This is a genomic window from Collimonas humicola, from assembly GCF_018304945.1.
Lineage (GTDB): Bacteria > Pseudomonadota > Gammaproteobacteria > Burkholderiales > Burkholderiaceae_D > Collimonas > Collimonas humicola.
In genome coordinates, this window is record NZ_JAGQEE010000007.1 from 13,458 (window position 1) to 30,703 (window position 17,246).

At 57.2% G+C, this 17,246-nt stretch carries 16 protein-coding genes and 1 tRNA gene; 8 read left to right on the forward strand and 9 right to left on the reverse strand.

The annotated features are described in order from the left end of the window. Window positions 1-7 precede the first annotated feature (7 nt). On the reverse strand, window positions 8-799 hold the full coding sequence (locus tag KHU30_RS19195; protein WP_211444225.1) for an oxygen-binding di-iron domain-containing protein: 792 nt from the start codon (window positions 797-799) through the stop codon (window positions 8-10). A gap of 210 nt (window positions 800-1,009) precedes the next feature. On the opposite strand from KHU30_RS19195, the gene KHU30_RS25585 reads away from it, so the two are divergent. Next, entirely contained in the window at window positions 1,010-1,198 is a 189-nt protein-coding gene (locus tag KHU30_RS25585; RefSeq protein ID WP_329956699.1) for a helix-turn-helix domain-containing protein, read from the forward strand. Window positions 1,199-1,312: 114 nt separating this feature from the next. Here the strand turns inward: KHU30_RS25585 and KHU30_RS19205 are convergent, their stop codons facing one another. After that, complete coding sequence (locus KHU30_RS19205) at window positions 1,313-2,239, reverse strand: LysR family transcriptional regulator (protein ID WP_211444226.1); 927 nt, start codon at window positions 2,237-2,239, stop codon at window positions 1,313-1,315. 110 nt (window positions 2,240-2,349) lie between these two features. On the opposite strand from KHU30_RS19205, the gene KHU30_RS19210 reads away from it, so the two are divergent. Continuing rightward, window positions 2,350-3,312 (forward strand): threo-3-hydroxy-L-aspartate ammonia-lyase, encoded by a 963-nt coding sequence (locus KHU30_RS19210; RefSeq protein ID WP_211444483.1) that lies wholly within the window; start codon window positions 2,350-2,352, stop codon window positions 3,310-3,312. Between the two features lie 77 nt (window positions 3,313-3,389). Then, on the forward strand, window positions 3,390-3,779 hold the full coding sequence (locus KHU30_RS19215; protein WP_211444227.1) for a RidA family protein: 390 nt from the start codon (window positions 3,390-3,392) through the stop codon (window positions 3,777-3,779). A gap of 6 nt (window positions 3,780-3,785) precedes the next feature. Here the strand turns inward: KHU30_RS19215 and KHU30_RS19220 are convergent, their stop codons facing one another. Next, entirely contained in the window at window positions 3,786-5,231 is a 1,446-nt protein-coding gene (locus tag KHU30_RS19220; RefSeq protein WP_211444228.1) for a cytochrome-c peroxidase, read from the reverse strand. 484 nt (window positions 5,232-5,715) lie between these two features. On the opposite strand from KHU30_RS19220, the gene KHU30_RS19225 reads away from it, so the two are divergent. The 3 genes from KHU30_RS19225 (at window position 5,716) to KHU30_RS19235 (ending at window position 10,441) form a co-directional block, all read left to right on the forward strand. Further along, the gene (locus tag KHU30_RS19225; RefSeq protein ID WP_211444229.1) at window positions 5,716-7,581 is read left to right on the forward strand and encodes a phospholipase C; all 1,866 of its coding nucleotides are present in this window, start codon (window positions 5,716-5,718) and stop codon (window positions 7,579-7,581) included. 170 nt (window positions 7,582-7,751) lie between these two features. After that, window positions 7,752-9,581 (forward strand): alkaline phosphatase family protein, encoded by a 1,830-nt coding sequence (locus KHU30_RS19230; RefSeq protein ID WP_211444230.1) that lies wholly within the window; start codon window positions 7,752-7,754, stop codon window positions 9,579-9,581. A 215-nt stretch (window positions 9,582-9,796) separates the two neighbouring features. Beyond that, entirely contained in the window at window positions 9,797-10,441 is a 645-nt protein-coding gene (locus KHU30_RS19235) for a dihydrofolate reductase family protein (protein WP_211444231.1), read from the forward strand. Between the two features lie 51 nt (window positions 10,442-10,492). Here the strand turns inward: KHU30_RS19235 and KHU30_RS19240 are convergent, their stop codons facing one another. Together KHU30_RS19240 and KHU30_RS19245 are read right to left on the reverse strand one after the other, a co-directional pair. Beyond that, entirely contained in the window at window positions 10,493-11,242 is a 750-nt protein-coding gene (locus KHU30_RS19240) for an MgtC/SapB family protein (RefSeq protein ID WP_329956586.1), read from the reverse strand. Window positions 11,243-11,950: 708 nt separating this feature from the next. Next, window positions 11,951-12,244, reverse strand: a complete 294-nt coding sequence (locus tag KHU30_RS19245; RefSeq protein ID WP_211444232.1) for a GYD domain-containing protein — start codon at window positions 12,242-12,244, stop codon at window positions 11,951-11,953. A gap of 706 nt (window positions 12,245-12,950) precedes the next feature. On the opposite strand from KHU30_RS19245, the gene KHU30_RS19250 reads away from it, so the two are divergent. Beyond that, window positions 12,951-13,808 carry a hypothetical protein gene (locus KHU30_RS19250; protein ID WP_211444233.1) on the forward strand — a complete coding sequence of 286 codons (858 nt, stop codon included), beginning with the start codon at window positions 12,951-12,953 and terminating at the stop codon, window positions 13,806-13,808. A 178-nt stretch (window positions 13,809-13,986) separates the two neighbouring features. Beyond that, a complete protein-coding gene (locus KHU30_RS19255; RefSeq protein WP_211444234.1) occupies window positions 13,987-14,184 on the forward strand; it encodes a hypothetical protein in 198 nt (65 codons plus the stop codon). Window positions 14,185-14,276: 92 nt separating this feature from the next. Here the strand turns inward: KHU30_RS19255 and KHU30_RS19260 are convergent, their stop codons facing one another. The 4 genes from KHU30_RS19260 to KHU30_RS19275 form a co-directional block, all read right to left on the reverse strand. Next, complete coding sequence (locus tag KHU30_RS19260; RefSeq protein ID WP_211444235.1) at window positions 14,277-14,636, reverse strand: nuclear transport factor 2 family protein; 360 nt, start codon at window positions 14,634-14,636, stop codon at window positions 14,277-14,279. Between the two features lie 20 nt (window positions 14,637-14,656). Further along, window positions 14,657-15,526, reverse strand: a complete 870-nt coding sequence (locus KHU30_RS19265) for an AraC family transcriptional regulator (RefSeq protein WP_211444236.1) — start codon at window positions 15,524-15,526, stop codon at window positions 14,657-14,659. Between the two features lie 231 nt (window positions 15,527-15,757). Beyond that, a tRNA-Asn gene (locus KHU30_RS19270) sits at window positions 15,758-15,833 on the reverse strand. Between the two features lie 109 nt (window positions 15,834-15,942). Beyond that, a complete protein-coding gene (locus tag KHU30_RS19275; protein WP_211444237.1) occupies window positions 15,943-17,160 on the reverse strand; it encodes an amino acid aminotransferase in 1,218 nt (405 codons plus the stop codon). Window positions 17,161-17,246 lie beyond the last annotated feature (86 nt).

The window sequence follows — 17,246 nt, forward strand, 5'->3', positions numbered from 1 at the left end:
CCCGGCCTTACTCTGGCAACAGCCAGTTCCTGGGCAAGCTGTAGTGCTGCTCGCCCAGCAGGTCGATGCCGCATTCCAGATGTTCGACCCAGTCGATGAAGCGGGCCACCATCTCCGGCCCCTGGAACATGCAGCCGTGCTGCGGCACGATGCACTGGATATCCAGCTGCCTCACCATCGCCGCCCATAGGCGGCAGGCGCGGTTGCCGCTCATATAACGGCGATGGAACGATTGCATGCTGCGCAAGTGGGCTGGAAAGTCGGTCACCGGCTGGGCCGCATCGATATTGCTGACCATCGATGCCCCCAGGTCGCCCGAGAACAGGATCTTGCTGACCGGATCGTAGAACTGGAAATTTCCTTCCGAGTGCAGGAAGTGCGCCGGCAGCGCCAGCACCTCGCTCCGGCCGATCTGGATCCGGAAGCCGTCGTCCGGGATGGAAATGATGCGGCCGGCGGTTTTCCCCGCCGGGCAAAAGTGCGGAATGAAACGCGACCAGAGCTTGGAGATGACCACCTGGCATTCCGAACCGGTCAGCCAGCGGCCGACCGAGGCGACGATGTCCGGATCGGCATGCGAGGCCAGGATGTATTTCAGTTCCTTCGGCGGGAAGAAGCGGCTCAGCGCGATGAACAGCTCGTTGTAGGTCATCTGGCCGCCAGGATCGATCAGGGCGCCCTGGCCGTGGTCGTAGATGAAGAACTGGTTGGTCTGGACGACTTCTCCTTCATCTTCTTCGACCAGGTCGGAAAACATGACGCAGACATGCTGGCCGTTATTGAAGAGCTCGATTGCCATTGATTTTTCTAGTGGAATGAATGATCGATGAGCGTAGTACGGAGTGCGGTTGTCATTCCTTGATAAATATCAAAGAATCGACAGCTTTTATCCAAATAGAGGAACTTGATTCAGGCGGGTGCGACTGCGGTGATTGGATACAAAGAAGTAATTACGACATAAGGATTCTGGCTCGTAGGGATGGGTTTTTTATGAAAGAGGAGATTGATCATGGATAGCGGGCTGGAGCAACTCCAAGCGGACTTTCTCAAATCGGTGGAAGAGATGAAAGCCGGCAAGGCGGCGCGTTCCATGGCAGTTGTCGTGTCGCCTATTGCCAAGGTCCGGAGTCAATCCGGTCTATCGCAATCCCGGTTTGCGGCGCTGATAGGTGTATTTGTTCGTACGCTGCAGAAATGAGAGCAAGGCAGCAGAAGCCCATCCGGCGCCGCAAGAACATTGCTGAATATCGCCTTGCGTCATCCCGATATCTTGCTTGAAGAGTCGCAACACAAAGCGTAATGGATGGAAGGTTTACTTCATCATCGTCTCAAACCCCAGCTCAAGCCCTTTCGTCCGAAGTACTTCCAACAGCATCTTGGCGCGGCGCGGCAATCCCTTGGCGCCATATACCGCGTGCATTTGCGGATTTTTCCCTGACGACGAAACCATGCGATAGGCAGGGCAAAGATGCACCAGTTCGCCGCTTTCGATTGCCGGTTTTGCTACCCAGGCCGCCAGCCGTCCTATTCCCATTCCCGCACGGATCAACCCGTACAAGCCGGTGCCGCTGCTGACGCGGTGGGTCGCCGGCATATGCATCCGTAAGGTGCGCGCAGCCGACTTGAAGTACCAGTCTTTCAAGATGCGCGGTGCGGTATGCAGCACGATGGCGTGCCTGCTCAGATCCTCCGGTTCATCCGGTGCGCCGTGCTTTGCGATATATGCCGGGCTGGCGCACAGAATCCGGTCATAGTCCCACAGGGGATAGCCGATCAGTTCGCTGGATAGCGGATAGGCGCCGCGGATTGAGAAATCCAGGTTTTCCTGGATCGGGTCGACCATGATGTCGGTATAGAGGACATCGATGCGGATATCAGGAAAATCCTGCGCAAGCGTGGCGATCTGCTCCGGCAGGAAAAAGCGGCTGAAGATTTCGGGCGCCGAAAACCGGATTGATCCGGTCGCGCCCGATTGCAGGCCGGCGATTTCATTTTCTGCTTCAGCTTGCACTTCCAGCATTTTTTTCGCAGATTCGTAGTAAAGCTCGCCGGCGGCAGACAGGCTGAGCAGCTTGTGCGAGCGTTGCAGCAATTGCACGCCGAGTTGCGTCTCCAGCGCCTGCACGGTTCTCGTAGCGGAGCTGGGGGAGATGCCCATGACGCGCGCCGCCGTAACGAAACTGTGCTTTTCGACGACGGCACAGAATACCTTGAGTTCCCATAGCGTTCTGCCTTGCATTTACCGGCTCCTGATGTGATTTTCTGCAACATGGTGTTGCAACAGACATTGGATGTTTGGTCTTACACTTTGCACATCTTGTTTATATCGACGGAAGAGAGCACGACATGATGGAAACCAGCCAACTATACGCCAGCGACGTGCAACAGGCAGCGCAACGGATCAAGCATGTCGCCCATCGCACGCCTGTCCTGACGTCGCGCACAGCCAACCAGATCGCTGGCGCCGAACTGTTCTTCAAATGCGAAAACCTGCAGCGCGTCGGCGCTTTCAAGTTTCGCGGCGCATACAACGCCTTGTCCCAATTCTCCGAACAGCAGCGCCGCCATGGCGTGCTGTCCTATTCCTCGGGCAATCACGCCCAGGCAATTGCCCTGGCCGCCAGCCTTCTCAACATCCGCGCGGTCATCATCATGCCAGAGGATGCGCCAGAGTTGAAGATCCAGGCAACCAAGGGCTATGGCGCAGAAGTCTTGACTTATAACCGGTATACCGAAAACCGTGAAGAGATCGGCCGCAAGCTTGCGCAAGAAAGAAGCATGACGCTGATTCCTCCCTATGATCATCCAGACGTGATTTGCGGGCAAGGGACCGCTGCTTTGGAATTGTTCGAGGATGTGGGCGAGCTGGATGTGCTCCTGGTCTGTCTCGGCGGCGGCGGCCTGCTGGCAGGATCTGCGCTGGCAGCGTCGGGCATGAGCAAGAATTGCCGGGTCATTGGCGTTGAGCCGGAAGCTGGGAATGATGGCCAGCAGTCGTTCCGCAAGGGCGAAATAGTACACATCGAAGTGCCGGACACCATTGCGGACGGCGCCAAGGTGACCCACATCGGCAATCATAATTTCGATGTGATACGGCGTCATGTACACGACATCGTTACCGTCTCTGATGCACAACTGATCGAGACCATGAAATTCTTTGCCGAAAGGATGAAGATCGTGGTTGAGCCGACCGGATGCCTGGCGGCTGCGGCGGCGCTTCAGCGCGTCTATCCGATTGCAGGAAAAAAGGTGGGGATCATCGTTAGCGGCGGCAATGTGGACTTGCAGTCCTTTGCCAAATTTATCGCCTGATCAGTTATCTGTATTAGCACCGAGTCTCGGCCAGGCACAGGTCGACCGGCTATTCAAAGTTTTGTATGGAGACATCCATGAAAATCATTCACACCGCCGAATCACCAGCGCCGCTTGGCCACTATGCGCAAGCGGTAGAGCAGAGCGGCTTTGTTTTCCTGTCCGGAATGCTACCCGCGCGCGATCTGATCGATCCCGAAAAACATGATTTCAAGGCACAGGCCCAAGCGGTTCTTGATCAATGCCAAAAGGTCATAGAAGCTGCGGGCGGCACTTATGCGGACGTGGTTCAGGTCACCGCTTACATGGTGGGCGTGGAAAACTGGCCTGCGTTTAACGAAGTATATAGCCGCGCTTTTGGCGCGCACACGCCTGCGCGCGCCATCGTGCCGGTCCCCGCGCTGCACCATGGCTTTGCCATCGAATTGCAGGTCGTGGCATTTATTCCCGAGGAGCGTCGCCGTTAGGGCGCCTCATTTGCCGACGATTGTCTTGCCCTCTGGCCGATAACCGTCATTCAGCGTCTTCAGGAACGCCACCACATCCTTGATCTCATCATCCGTCAGCGCCGGCGGCGCACCGGCCTTGTTGTCGAACGGCGCATCGGTCACATCGACATTGGCGTGATACGCCGCAGGCAGATCGTCGTACTTGTTCAGCTTGCCGTCCTTGCCGCGCGGGTACCATTTTTCCGGCTTGGTTTCGCGCTCGACGTAAAAATGCACGACCTCTTCCAGCGAATGGAACACGCCATTGTGGAAATACACCTGGCGGGTGGCGGCGTTGCGCAAGGTGGGCGTCTTGAAGTAACCGCAGTAGTTCAGCTGCTTGGCCGCATCCTTGCGCCACGGACCGCACATGCCGAGGTCGAAATATTTGGGATCGCGGTTGGCCAGGATGGCTTTGTTGCGCGGCGCCGCCAGCGCTTCAAACTGATAGTCGGTGAATACCGGCGGGAAGTGGCCGTCGCGCGAGGGTTTTTCGATGTGGCAGGTGGCGCAGTTTCCTTTCTTCGGATCTTTGAACAGCTTGAGTCCGCGCATTTCCTGCTCGCTCAGCTGCACCTGCTCTGCCAGGTAGTAGTCGTACTTGCTGTCGTAAGGATGGAAGCTGCGATCCTCTTTCTGGTAGAGCGCCAGCGCGTAATAGGCTTCGCCCAGCGCCAGGCTGGACGAGGTGAAGACAGCCGGACCGAACAATTGCAGCATGTCCTTGGCATAGGGCGCGGCCTTGAGCTTTGCCAGCAGTTGCGCGGCGCTCTTGTTGGCCATTTCATTCGCCGCCAGCAAGGGGCCGCCGGCCTGGTCAGTCAGGTTGGTGGCCCGCCCGTCCCAGTCGAAGCCGCCTTGCGGCACCACTTCCTGCATGGCTGCCGCCGGCTGCAGCGTTGCTTTCGCCACCGTCCGAGCGGGCGATGCTGTACCGGCCTTGGCCTCGGCTGCCTGCAGGACGGCGCCTTTATCATCTTCATCGGGCTTGGTGTCCGGGCCGATGGAGAATGCCGGCGCGTGCTCGTGATAACGCAGCGACGGCACCGCGCGTCCCCCCTGGGCTTGCAGATGCATGCCGCCCAGCTGCACCGCCAGGCCGTTGGCCGGCGCATGGGCATTGTCCGGGTTGTGGCAGGACGCGCAGGACAGCTTGCCGGATGCCGACAGGGATTGATCGTTGAAGATTTTTCGTCCGACCTCCGCCACGGCGCTTAACGGCGCCGCCGGGGCATTCAGGCGCGCCAGTGCTGCCTGGGCAGCCGTTGCCGGCGCCGGTGTTGCTGCCGCTGCGGGCGCAACGGCAGCGCTGACCTTGTCCTGGCGGTCACAGGCGCTTAGGAGAAACGCCAGCGTTGCGAACGCGAGGATGGCTGCGCGTGGCGACGCCGAGGCAGCGAGAGCAGGGTGCGGCTGAAACCGGATTTTCATAAAGGCTCAAGGATGTGCAACGGTGAAATTTCCAGCGCAGCCGGCAGTGCCTGCGAGCGCAGGCTGAGCATCTGGATGAAAACAATAACCCGACACAATAGCGCTGAAATATTTCAACTTGATGAAATCGCGGGCTTTGTCATTAGAGCCGATGCATCAGGTGAGGAAACCTGCACGTCATCATGCGGTAACAAGCCGACCCTACAATCCAGCTCCGAATGTTTCTCAGTGGAATTGACACTGTGTCATTTCTCGACTGCCGGGCAGCATCCGGCAAGCGGCGTTTCAACAAATATCGGCGCGAGAGAAAGCTGCATAGCGCGCTGATGGACTATCGGACTATCGCAATTGATCATCAATAAAGAGTAATGCGGGGCGTGCTGCCTGCGCCAGGGAACAGGGTTATTGGCTGACGACCTTGCTGCCGCTGGATGCCAGTCGAACGCAACCGTATTCATCACAAAAAACTACATCAGGAGCCTTAATGAAACTGCACTCAACACTTGCGGAGCATCGCTTCGCGAAGCCGGCGCTCGCGCTGGCTATCACCGCCGGCCTGCTGGGCGGCTGCAACTCCGGCGACTCGTCGTCCGGCGTCACGGTATCGTCGGCGACATCGAAAACCGCCACGCCTATCAAGCATGTGGTTGTGATCTTCCAGGAAAACGTCTCCTTCGACCACTATTTCGGCACTTATCCAAACGCCGCCAATCCGGCCGGCGAGCCGGCATTCACTGCCGCTGCCAATACCCCGGTCGTGAATAACCTGCAAACGCCGCTGGATGTCACCAAGAGTTTCGCGGCGCTCAGAGTGCCGAGCCTGCTGACAGCCAACCCGACCACGCTGAACGCCGGCAACGGCGTCAACGCGATCAATCCTTTCCGCCTCGACCGCTCGCAAGTCGTCATCGCCGATCAGGATCACGATTACCAGGCTGAGCAGATGGGCTTCAACGGCGGCGCCATGGACCTGTTCCCGGCCTCGCTGGGCGCCGGCAACTCGGCTGCGCCGCAAGTGCTGACGCCGCCGCTCAACACCAACGGCCTGACCATGGGCTACTTCGACGGCAATACCGTGACGGCGCTGTGGAATTATGCGCAGCACTATGCGCTCAACGATAACTCCTTCGGCACTACGTTCGGGCCGTCGGCGCCGGGCGCGATCAACCTGATTTCCGGCCAGACCAACGGCGTCATCGCCACCAACCTGGCAGCCAGCCAGGTTGATAATTATGCTGCCGGCGGCGGCTACTACGGCGAGCTGTCGAACGACGGCGCGGGCGGCATCAACCTGGCGGGCGATGCCCAGCCTTTGAACGATGCCTGCATGACGCGCGATGCAGCGCAGCTGAGCGGCAAGAACGTCGGCGACCTGCTCAACGCGGCGAACGTCAGCTGGGGTTTTTTCCAGGGCGGCTTTGACCTGACCGTGACCAATGCGGACGGCTCGACCGGCTGCAACCGCACCACCACATCGGCAATTACCGGCGTCACCAAGAAGGATTACATCCCGCATCACCAGCCGTTCCAGTACTATGCCAGCACGCAGAACCTGAAGCATGCCCGTCCCAGCGCCGTAGCGGCCATCGGCAATACCTTCCAGGCAGACGGCAAGACGCTGGATCCGGCCAACCACCAATACGACATCCACGACTTTTTCGATGCAGTATCGGCCGGCAATTATCCTGCGGTCAGCTTCCTGAAAGCACCGGGTTACCAGGACGGCCACGCCGGCTACTCCGATCCGATCGACGAGCAAGCCTTCGTCACCAAGGTCATCAACTTCCTGCAGCAGCAACCGGGCTGGAGCAACACGCTGGTGGTGATTGCCTATGACGATTCGGACGGCTTTTACGATCACCAGGCCAGCCCGATCCTGAATCCGTCGTCCAACACCACGGCCGCCGCCGCTTTCAGCAGCAACGGCTTGACCGCGCCAGGCGTGGCGGACATGCTGAACGGTCCGGGCGTATGCAAAACCAATGGTCCGGGTTCGCTGCAAGGCACTGCGACTGCGCTGTCCGGCGTCTCCGGCAGGACTGGCGCACAAGGCCGCTGCGGCTACGGTCCGCGCCTGCCGCTGCTGGTAATCTCGCCGTATGCCAAGACCAACTACGTCGACCACACGCTGACCGACCAGACCTCGATCCTGCGTTTCATCGAAGACAACTGGCTGTCCGGCCAGCGCATCGCCGGTTCCTATGACGCGATTGCAGGTACGCTCAACAACATGCTGAACCTGAGCGCCGCACCGAACACATCGACGCTGATCCTCGATCCGGCGACAGGTCAGCCAACTTCCGGCACGACCAGCAAAACCGCCGTGACCGCGACTGCTTCAAAAATCTGATAACGGCATAGCGCCAGCTAGCTTGATCGGCCGAATCCCGCCATGGGAGCGACCGATCAGGACGGCGCGCAAAGCCTGGCTGTAGATTGCCCGTTCCTTGCCTGCCATGGCGGCGAGGGACGGGCTTTTTGCCGGCTGCGCGCAAGGGCGATCAATCACTGGAGAATATGATGAGCTTGAAGAAAATTGGTTTTTCGACGCAGTTTGCCGTACGCGTCCTGAAAACGGCGCTGGGCTGTGCGGCCGGCGTGGCGCTGCTGGCTTCTGCCGGCGCAGTCCATGCCGCAGGCAGCGGCAACCTGATCGTCAACGGCGGCGGCGAAACCGGCGTCTGCGCGACCGACTGGAAAGCGGTTAAAACCGTGCCGGGCTGGCAGGTGTTGCTGGGCAATCCGACGCTGGTATGCTATTCGGCGGCAAGCTTCACCACGCCATCCTCGCCAGCCGCCGGCAATGCTTTCATCGCCGACGGTCCTTATGGCGACTCCGCACTGATGCAGACCATCAACGTGTCTTCCGCCAGCAGCGCGATCGATACCGGCACGGTGACTTACTCCCTGTCGGGCTGGCTGGGCGGATATACCGTGTATGCGGGGCAGGCGGTAGTTACCGCAAGCTTCCTCGACGCTGCCGGCAAGGTGCTGGGCAATCCGGGCGAACTGTCCGGCGTCACCGCCAGCGCGCGCGGCAATGCCAATGCCTTCATCGCCAAGTCGAACAGCGGGACGGTGCCGGCCGGCACGCGCTCGATTGCGGTGCAGCTGCAATTCATCAACACCTCCGGTTCCTACAACGTCGGCTACGCCGACAATCTGTCGCTCACCTTGTCGACTCCCGTGCCTGCGCCTGCCCTGGCGGCACCGGCATCAACGGTGCCGGCCTTCGACCATGTGTTTTTCGTGATGATGGAAAACACCGATTACTCGCAAGTGATAGGCGACGCCAACAACGCCCCGTTCATCAACTCGCTGGCGCAAGGCGGCACCTTGCTGACCAATTACAGCGGCGTCTACCATCCCAGCGATGAGAACTACCTGGCGGTCTCGGGCGGCGACACCTTCGTCACCGGCGCCATCTACTTTCCGAACATCAAGGTCGGCGCCAGCCACATCGGCGACCGCCTTGAAGCGATAGGCAAAACCTGGAAAGCCTATGAACAAGGCATGGGCACCCCGTGCAATACCAAGAACAATGTCGACAGCTATTACCAGCCGGACGATGCGCCGTTCATCAACTACACCAACATCTCCGGCAACCCGGCCCGCTGCGCGGCGCATCTGTTCGATACTACCCAGCTCAGCACCGACCTGCAGTCGGCAGCCACCACGCCGAATTTTTCCTGGATAGCCGCCGACGACAACGCCGATGGCGAAGCATCAGGCAACGGCTCCGCCAACAGCCTGCAGGTGCAGGACGCGTGGCTCAAGCAAACCTTGCAGCCGATATTCGCATCGCCTGCATGGACCAATGAGCGCTCGCTGCTGATACTGACATGGGACGAATCCTCGGGCAGCGCCGCCAACCATGTCGGCGCCATCGCCTACGGTTCGCAGGGGCTGGTCGGCAGCGGCGCCATCAGCACGGCGAGCTATAACCATTACAGCGCCGGCCGCACCATTGAAAGCGCGCTCGGAATCAGCCCGCTGACCGCCAACGATACTTATGCCCAGCCGATCAACGATGCTTTCACGCCGAACGCAAAGGCCGCGGCTTCTTCGTTCAGCGCGGCCATGCCGAATGTGCAGCAAGGGGAAAACATCGCCTTCAACTTCAGCACCACGCCGGCGAATGCCAATTCGTCCAACTGGGTCGGCATCTACGCGCCTGGCAACAGCCCGGGCGCCAATAGCTCTACGATGTGGCAATACGTGGGGGCGGAAGGCGGCGTGACATCGTTCAGCACAGCGTCGCTTGCGCCTGGCGCCTATACGGCCTGGTATTTTTACAATGGGGGTTATACCAAACTGGCGGGACCGGCTACGTTTGTAGTCAGCCAGTAAGCTTTTTTAATGGCAGGATGAAAAGCACTTGCGGGAAACCGAAGTGCTTTTTTTTCGTTCATGGCCAGGCTGTGAACAGGTTTTGCAGCGGCATATGTGTATGGTGGTACGGTGATATATTATTACTTTGAAAGTTCGCAGCAGTTGTCAATGCCATTGTCCGGTCCGGTCCGATCCGTGCTGGCTATCGGCGCCAATGGAAAGGATTGCCAGCCATGTCCAAGCTCCGTGTTCACGCTTTCTCCATATCGCTCGACGGCTACGGCGCGGGCCCCGGTCAGACTCTCGAACACCCGCTGGGTGTCGGCGGCATGGCGCTGCACGAATGGTTCTTCGCCACGCGGACCTTTCAGCAGATGTTTGGAAGAGAGGTTGGCACGACGGGCGTGGATGACGACTTTGCCGCGCGCGGCTTCGACAACATCGGCGCGTGGATCCTGGGGCGCAACATGTTCGGCCCGGTCCGGGGCGCCTGGCCCGACGATAGCTGGAAGGGCTGGTGGGGCGACAATCCGCCTTACCATACCGAGGTCTTTGTGCTGACCAATCACCACCGGCCGTCGCTCGCGATGGAAGGCGGCACGACCTTCCATTTCGTTACAGAGGGCATCCACGCCGCTCTCCAGCGAGCCGCCGAAGCTGCCGGTAGCCGCGACATCCGGCTCGGCGGCGGCGTCGCCACGATCCGGCAATATCTTCGCGCCGGGCTGGTCGATGAGCTGCACCTCGCGATCTCGCCGGTACTGCTTGGTTCAGGAGAGCATCTTCTGGCCGATATCGACCTGCCCAAACTCGGTTATCAATGCACTGAATATGTTCCTACGCCGCATGCGGTTCACGTCGCCCTGACGAAGACCTGACGCCGCCGGACCAATTGCCAGCCAAGGCGCGCAATGAACCGGGCCGGCGGCTCAGTTGCGGCAATGCGTCAATTCAAAGTGTTCGACACCCTCGTAGGAGTTCATCATGTGCGCCAGTTCGGACATGGAAGTTCCTTTCTTGCTGTCGATCGCGTTGGCGATGAAGTGCCATTTCGCATGCCTGTCGCGGGAGCTGATGGTCAACGAATCCTTGGAGATCTCATAGCCGTGCTCCGAGGCGATCTTGTGCAACGCATCCTCATGCGGGACAAAGCCCTTTTCGAACTCAACCGTGATGGCCACGCCGGCACGCGAAGGCAGCCAGTATTCAAGCTTGGCCACCCAGACCATGCAGCCGGCGGATAGAACCGTGAGCGATATGGCGGCGATGTAGAATCCGACGCCGACCAGGACCCCAACCGCCGCCGATGCCCAGATCGATGCTGCCGTCGTCAGTCCACGAATATTCAAGCCTTCTTTCATGATCACGCCGGCGCCAAGAAAGCCGATGCCGGTGACTACCCCTTGCACTACCCGGGTCGGATCCGGATTGAGAGGCATGCCGGCATGGCCGCCATACCAGAGCGCCGGATAACCGACGAACACGGTGAGCGCCGTCGATGCCATGCACACCAGGCCGTAGGTGCGCATGCCGGCAGCTCGTCCGTGATAGGCGCGCTCGTAGCCGATCAGCATCCCTAAAAACAGGGCGCCCAACAGGTTGCAAAAAATCAGGGCGTTCGCGGTTATTTCCGGGCCCGACCAATAGGCGGCCAATGCATCGGCTGAAAGCATGTTCATGTATCTTCTTTTAGATTTTTTATACTCCCAAAAGGGGAGAGACCGTGTTCAAGTTTATGCGCGCGGCTAACAGTTCGACTTTCTTTTGGCTCACGGCTCCAATTGCCCGGGCTAATTTTCCTGCCGCCGCGCAAGCGTGCAAGCCTTGATTCTATCAGCCGAATTGCCCATCGACAGCATATGCCAGGGCTTAGCTTGATGAATGTCTCAATGTCACGCCGCTCCGGAGCGCGGCAATGCTTCATGCCGGAGGCATGCGCTATCGCCTGCAAGATCCTGCGGCTGACACACCGCCTGCGATGCCGTAAGGTTCCTTGACCAGGAACAGGAACAGCTAAAACGCCTTGTCGGGCAAAAGCAGCTCGACCACAGTCAAGCTGCTACGTCCGTCAATGATCGTTCCTGCACCGTGCTGGTTGTGCCTGAGGATCGGCGGGTTGGTTTGCATTCGGTACGTAGTTCGGCACGCACCCCCAAGCGGGTACAACGCGGTACGTACCTGCTGCCAACCCGGCAATATCAGGTTCAATTTTCCGGTTCTCCGTGCGCCCAGGCTTTCGCTGCAACTAGACCATGGCCAGCAAGCCGTTGCTGATCGCATCAGGCGCCCTCACGACGACTCTTGCCTAGCCAGGCAAGCAGCCGCTTGAGCCATCATGAATTGGCACGACGCAGCCGACGGCAGGGGCGGACGTCCCGTCGAACTCTTCACGGCATCTTGCTGAGAATCCCGTTCATCTCGTCTGCGGAAAATGCGCGAAGTGTTTGCGTCCGGACATTTCCAGCAGCACCGAGGGACAGCCCGAATGCAGTGAAGGTGGCGTCGTCGGGCGCGTCGAAGGTCACCACTAAATCGTGATTCCCCAGCGTCCAGTAAATGTCTTTCATTTCAATACCGCACTTCTTTGCCATTTCGCGGACAGCAGCAGCTCGCTTAGTGGTGTCTTTCACGGTGCGAATTCCCTGGTCTGTGAAATTCGAGAGAACGATGTAAGTTGCCATGATGAGTCTCCTAGTCGGCTGGGGGAGACTACGCGTTGCCGAGGCGCGCAGAATAAGTTTTTTCGGCAATTAACTTGCCATGCAAGATGGCGTTTAGTGCATGAGCCTAAAAGGCCAACCCGGACCCAGGCAACAAGGAAAATCGCCTAAATTTTGACTGATACACCTGCACGGCTGAGCTGTCAATGTTCGAGTTTAGGTTGCAACTGGCGGTGCTGGTCGCCAAGATCGGCTGCGCCATTCTGGTCGACTGAGAGGAGCCGATCACTGTTGACGCGGACGATGTTGTTTCGCCGACCTGGACTGGCAGCCATGAATGACTTTGCCACCTCCCATCACGACCTGGTAAGACGGAGGTGGTGATAGAGGTGGATGCCGTGCTTGCTCTGCACGGTATTCATGACGCCATTAGTATGGACCATGTGCTGGTTGTGCCTGAAGTCCTTGTTGCCTTGCCGCGTAACAAATGATGGCTATCCGTTTCAGATTCGCTCGCATGTCGGGTTGTATGGCCGGCAATTGCAGTAATATTTTGACGGGCGGCAACTTGTTGAAGTCAATCTCAGAGCAGAAGGACTATCGCAATGAAAAAGACAGTCGTGGCTTTGTTGGCTGTTGCGGCAGTCGGGGTCATGTCGACTAACGCGAATGCTTCCACCACTATGGGTGTACCGCTGACAAGAAAACTTGAGCTACGATGCAACTGATGAAAACTCTCTATATTGATCACAATGTCCTGACTCATGAGGACAACTGGGAAAACTTGCGTGGAATCGTTGCTAATCACGACATACGCTTGGTTATCTCTGGCTGGAATATGATTGAAATTGAGCAAGGCGAAGATCGTGAACAAAAGGTTCGGCGAATAGAATTCATTTTGTCCTTAACGCCGATATACATCCATGAGATGCAAACTTTGCAAAGATACGAGTTGAGAAGCTTTCTCTGGTTGTATTTTTTTCGGGCGGGGATGTTCCCGTTCATTCCCTTTAAAGTCAGGTTTTCGTCGATCCTACTCGATGATTTCAACATTCGTGTCCGTGACGACTATTCGATGATGGACTATATGCAAACCGCGAAATTAGGTGACCTTGCGAGCATAGAAAAAGCTAAAAGCGATTTGGTTAATGTTCTGACTACGCTACAGAAGGCGGATCGACGAAGGCTGAAAGAACTAGATGAAACCATTTTCATCACTCACCTTAACACCCTTTTCCCAAAACAATGGCCGGACGGAACCTCAATCGTCCCTAAAGACTGGCTCAACATGGGGCGGTATTGTTACCAGAACCGAGAGAAGCTATATCGATCATCACCTGCGCTATTGGCTGAAAGTGCAATGGCGGATAAACGAAGACAGGACTCTACGAGAAAACCAAATCGGGGTGATGCAGCAGACCTGATGCACTGCACACTCGGGTTGGCGTACTGCGACTACTTTGTCACTGGCGATGGCTTTGCAGCGAAGTGCACCGAATATGCACAGAGTCAGCTTAAAGCTAAAGGGGTTCGCGCCGCTGCGCCATTTAAGTCTCTGCAAGCGTTTTGCGATCACCTTCGTTAGTGGCACAGCGCAAAAAAACTTGCAACGGCTTGGGTCAAGTCTTGCAATGACACATGACGCACTTCAATTTGCGATTTGTTAGTAGATGGCTCCTGCAAGCGGCCGCCGGATTAAGAGTCCGCTACTCTATTAAATTATTTGTGCCAAATTTTGGCTCATTTGAGCTGGAATATGGCTCATGAGTAAAATCAGCGATGCACGAGAGATGCTGTTGCCGTTTGAGAACCGCATCAAGTCGAAAAATAGTACTGACGATCAATGGTCCAACGGAATACCGGAGGAAACGGGAGGGGGAAATTATTTTCTTATTTCCGTCATGGGCGGACCCGAGATCCAGTTAATCGGCAAGCCTGCTGAGCATAGTGGAGCTCGATGATCTCGTAAAAATTGGGCGGCGCAGAATCTGGTCCTTTACCGAATTTGAGTTTGATGCCTACCTTCGCAGCGGCAAAGAGCTCTATTTAAAGATCAAGAATTACTCTCAAAAAATCCGTTCATGCTGACAAGCCGACCTTGATCGTCATACTCGCCATAGCTGATCCCGGTACCGATCGTTATATTCTCCTGCGTTTTCATTTCCCAGTTGGCGACGCTTTTTTGATGGTGCGACATAAAACAGGTCGTGACAAAATGGGCGCAGGGAATCTGCTGATGCAAGTTCTCCATGTAGCTGATCAGTTCATCCCACGATGTCGCGCGCACCAGCGGGTCCGTATAAACGGCGTTGTCGGCAAGCACCTCTGAAAATGTCGCCAGTCTTTCCGCCTTGCTTGTCATTTTCCAGGCAGAAGTATATTTTTCCCAGGTCTTCTCAAGATCTGCATTCATATCCGTTGTTCCTGTCGTGATCAATTTATCGGGATGGCGTAGTGCATGACTGACGCGTCGGAGCTGGGGTTGTAGTCCGCGCCATAGAACTCCAGATCGGTCGTATTGGCATGTCTTTTTCCGCTGCGCGGCAGCCAGGTCGAGTAAATATAGTTGATGGTGTTGTCGATCAAATTGACGGCGCCGTTGTGCATGAATTTGGCATAGGTGCACACGGGGATTTTGATCGCCAGCATCCCGTCCGGAATATCTGTGAGCGCGGTCACTTCAATCGCGCAAAAATATTCCAGTTCATCGCTGTTCTCTGTGATCTGCCTGACGACGCCGTAGCAAGTGCCGCCAACTGTGTGTTTGATTTCAGATAGCCGTGCAATGAATTGCTGCCACAGAGGCGGGAGCTTTTCACCGATATTGTTTTTCTCTGAATCGGTGCCAAAGAAGCTGGTCCTTAACCCGACAAGGTGCATTTCCTTTTGCTTGTAAATCTCGGGGACGGTATTCATCCTCTTGTTGATATGTTCCAGGTAGTCTTGATCGAACTTTACCTTTTGTGGGAAAGGGCGTTTCTTTCCTGCTTTGCGATATTCGGCCGGCGTCGTGTCAAACGCGGACTTGAACGCCCGTGTAAAGCTTTCCTGGCTTTCAAAATCCGCTTCCAATGCGATGTCGATGATTTTTTTGTCGCTGTTCAACAACTGCTCAAGTGCTTTCCCCAGCCTTCGCGAGCGGATGTAGTCCTTGACAGTATCACCTGTCAATCCTTTAAAGATGCGTTGGAAATGCCATTGGCTCAGCCCGGCTCCACTTGCTACGGCACTGATGGAAATCGGCTGCTCAAGATTGGCTTCGATGTAGTCGACGCCGCGTTGGATTTGATCGAGGTAGTTCATTGGTTCTCCTTAGTGAACCAATGATAAAAGGATTCAAATCCGGGGTTTTGATATTTTGTGCTCGATTTTGAGCTGCATGACAGCTGGCGTGTAGCCTTGAATATCGGGGCGGAGCTGAGGCGGACTTGGCTGCTGTTGGCCGCCGGATTGGGGTCAGCGTTGTCGTGAGGAATTGCAGATTTTCGGGACAAAAGAAAAGGGGCCACATTTGCATGTGGCCCCTTAGAATCTTGGCTCCCCGACCTGGACTCGAACCAGGGACCTGCGGATTAACAGTCCGTCGCTCTACCGACTGAGCTATCAGGGAATTGAAAGAAGCAGAATTATAGTCTTGAATCGGCTGCGTTGTCAAAGCTTTTTCTAAACTTTTCTACATCTCCCGAAGCGTTTGTTACAACTGCTTCGGGACCCGAATATTACAGGACTTTTGCGATTGCGGCGACAACATTGTCAATATTTTTTGAATTCAGCGCGGCGACGCAGATACGGCCTGTGTCGACAGCGTAGATCGAGAATTCGTCGCGCAGGCGTTCGACCTGGGCCTTGGTCAGGCCGGAGTAGGAAAACATGCCGCGTTGCTTGGTCACGAAATCGAAGTCGTGGCCTGGGGCCTGTTCTTTCAGTTTCTTGACCAGCAGGTGGCGCATTTCGCGGATGCGGACGCGCATGCCGGCCAGTTCTTCTTCCCACAGCTTGCGCAGCTCCGGCGACGACAGGGCGGTGGCGACTACCTGGCCGCCGTGGATAGGCGGATTGGAGTAGTTGGTGCGCACCACGCGCTTGAGCTGCGACAGCACGCGGCCGGCTTCTTCCTTGCTGGCGGCGACGATGCTCAGGGCGCCTACGCGTTCGCCATACAGCGAGAACGATTTCGAGAACGAGTTGGAGACGAACAGCGGGCCGCCGGCTTCGGTGAAGCGGCGCACTACCTGGCCGTCGGCTTCGATGCCGTCGCCAAAGCCTTGGTAGGCCATGTCGAGGAAGGGAATCAGGCCGCGCTGGGTGACGACTTCGATGACCTGGGTCCACTCGGCGTCGCTCAGATCGGCGCCGGTCGGATTGTGGCAGCAGGCGTGCAGCACGACGACCGAGCCGCTCGGCATGGTCTTCAGCGCGTCCAGCATGCCGCTGAAGTTGACGCCGCGTGTGCTTGGATCGTAGTAAGGATAGTTGTTGACGGTGAAGCCGGCCGATTCAAACAGGGCGCGGTGGTTTTCCCAGCTTGGGTCGCTGATCCAGACTTGCGCGTCGGCGGCGGCGAAGCGCTTGAGGAAATCGGCGCCCAGTTTCAATGCGCCGGTGCCGCCGATGGCCTGCACGGTGATAGCACGTTTCTCTTGCACGACGGCGCTGTCGGCGCCGAATACCAGTTCTTGCACAGCCTTGTCGTAAGCGGCCAGGCCTTCGATCGGCAGGTAGGTGCGCGGCGACAGTTTTTCGATCAGCTGCGCTTCCGCTTTTTGCACGCACTCCAGCAGCGGCACCTTGCCGTTATCATCGTAGTAGACGCCGACGCCGAGGTTGGTTTTGCCTGGATTCTGATCCGCATTGAAACCTTCGGTAATGCCGAGGATGGGATCGCGCGGCGCCATTTCGATGGCGGTGAAGAGGGAGGCTGAAAGAGGTGCGTTCATCGTGATAACATAAAAAGTTGGCTGCAAAGCGTTTCTTGTAGCCGGGTTGAATGCTGTGCCGGGTCACGAATACATCGCTGATCGGC

What these genes read in the sequence shown, in the direction of transcription:
- KHU30_RS19195 (WP_211444225.1), bottom strand. Translation starts at nt 799, where the DNA reads ATGGCAATCGAGCTCTTCAATAACGGCCAGCATGTCTGCGTCATGTTT.
- KHU30_RS25585 (WP_329956699.1), top strand. Translation starts at nt 1,010, where the DNA reads ATGGATAGCGGGCTGGAGCAACTCCAAGCGGACTTTCTCAAATCGGTG.
- KHU30_RS19205 (WP_211444226.1), bottom strand. Translation starts at nt 2,239, where the DNA reads ATGCAAGGCAGAACGCTATGGGAACTCAAGGTATTCTGTGCCGTCGTC.
- KHU30_RS19210 (WP_211444483.1), top strand. Translation starts at nt 2,350, where the DNA reads ATGGAAACCAGCCAACTATACGCCAGCGACGTGCAACAGGCAGCGCAA.
- KHU30_RS19215 (WP_211444227.1), top strand. Translation starts at nt 3,390, where the DNA reads ATGAAAATCATTCACACCGCCGAATCACCAGCGCCGCTTGGCCACTAT.
- KHU30_RS19220 (WP_211444228.1), bottom strand. Translation starts at nt 5,231, where the DNA reads ATGAAAATCCGGTTTCAGCCGCACCCTGCTCTCGCTGCCTCGGCGTCG.
- KHU30_RS19225 (WP_211444229.1), top strand. Translation starts at nt 5,716, where the DNA reads ATGAAACTGCACTCAACACTTGCGGAGCATCGCTTCGCGAAGCCGGCG.
- KHU30_RS19230 (WP_211444230.1), top strand. Translation starts at nt 7,752, where the DNA reads ATGAGCTTGAAGAAAATTGGTTTTTCGACGCAGTTTGCCGTACGCGTC.
- KHU30_RS19235 (WP_211444231.1), top strand. Translation starts at nt 9,797, where the DNA reads ATGTCCAAGCTCCGTGTTCACGCTTTCTCCATATCGCTCGACGGCTAC.
- KHU30_RS19240 (WP_329956586.1), bottom strand. Translation starts at nt 11,242, where the DNA reads ATGAACATGCTTTCAGCCGATGCATTGGCCGCCTATTGGTCGGGCCCG.
- KHU30_RS19245 (WP_211444232.1), bottom strand. Translation starts at nt 12,244, where the DNA reads ATGGCAACTTACATCGTTCTCTCGAATTTCACAGACCAGGGAATTCGC.
- KHU30_RS19250 (WP_211444233.1), top strand. Translation starts at nt 12,951, where the DNA reads ATGAAAACTCTCTATATTGATCACAATGTCCTGACTCATGAGGACAAC.
- KHU30_RS19255 (WP_211444234.1), top strand. Translation starts at nt 13,987, where the DNA reads ATGAGTAAAATCAGCGATGCACGAGAGATGCTGTTGCCGTTTGAGAAC.
- KHU30_RS19260 (WP_211444235.1), bottom strand. Translation starts at nt 14,636, where the DNA reads ATGAATGCAGATCTTGAGAAGACCTGGGAAAAATATACTTCTGCCTGG.
- KHU30_RS19265 (WP_211444236.1), bottom strand. Translation starts at nt 15,526, where the DNA reads ATGAACTACCTCGATCAAATCCAACGCGGCGTCGACTACATCGAAGCC.
- KHU30_RS19275 (WP_211444237.1), bottom strand. Translation starts at nt 17,160, where the DNA reads ATGAACGCACCTCTTTCAGCCTCCCTCTTCACCGCCATCGAAATGGCG.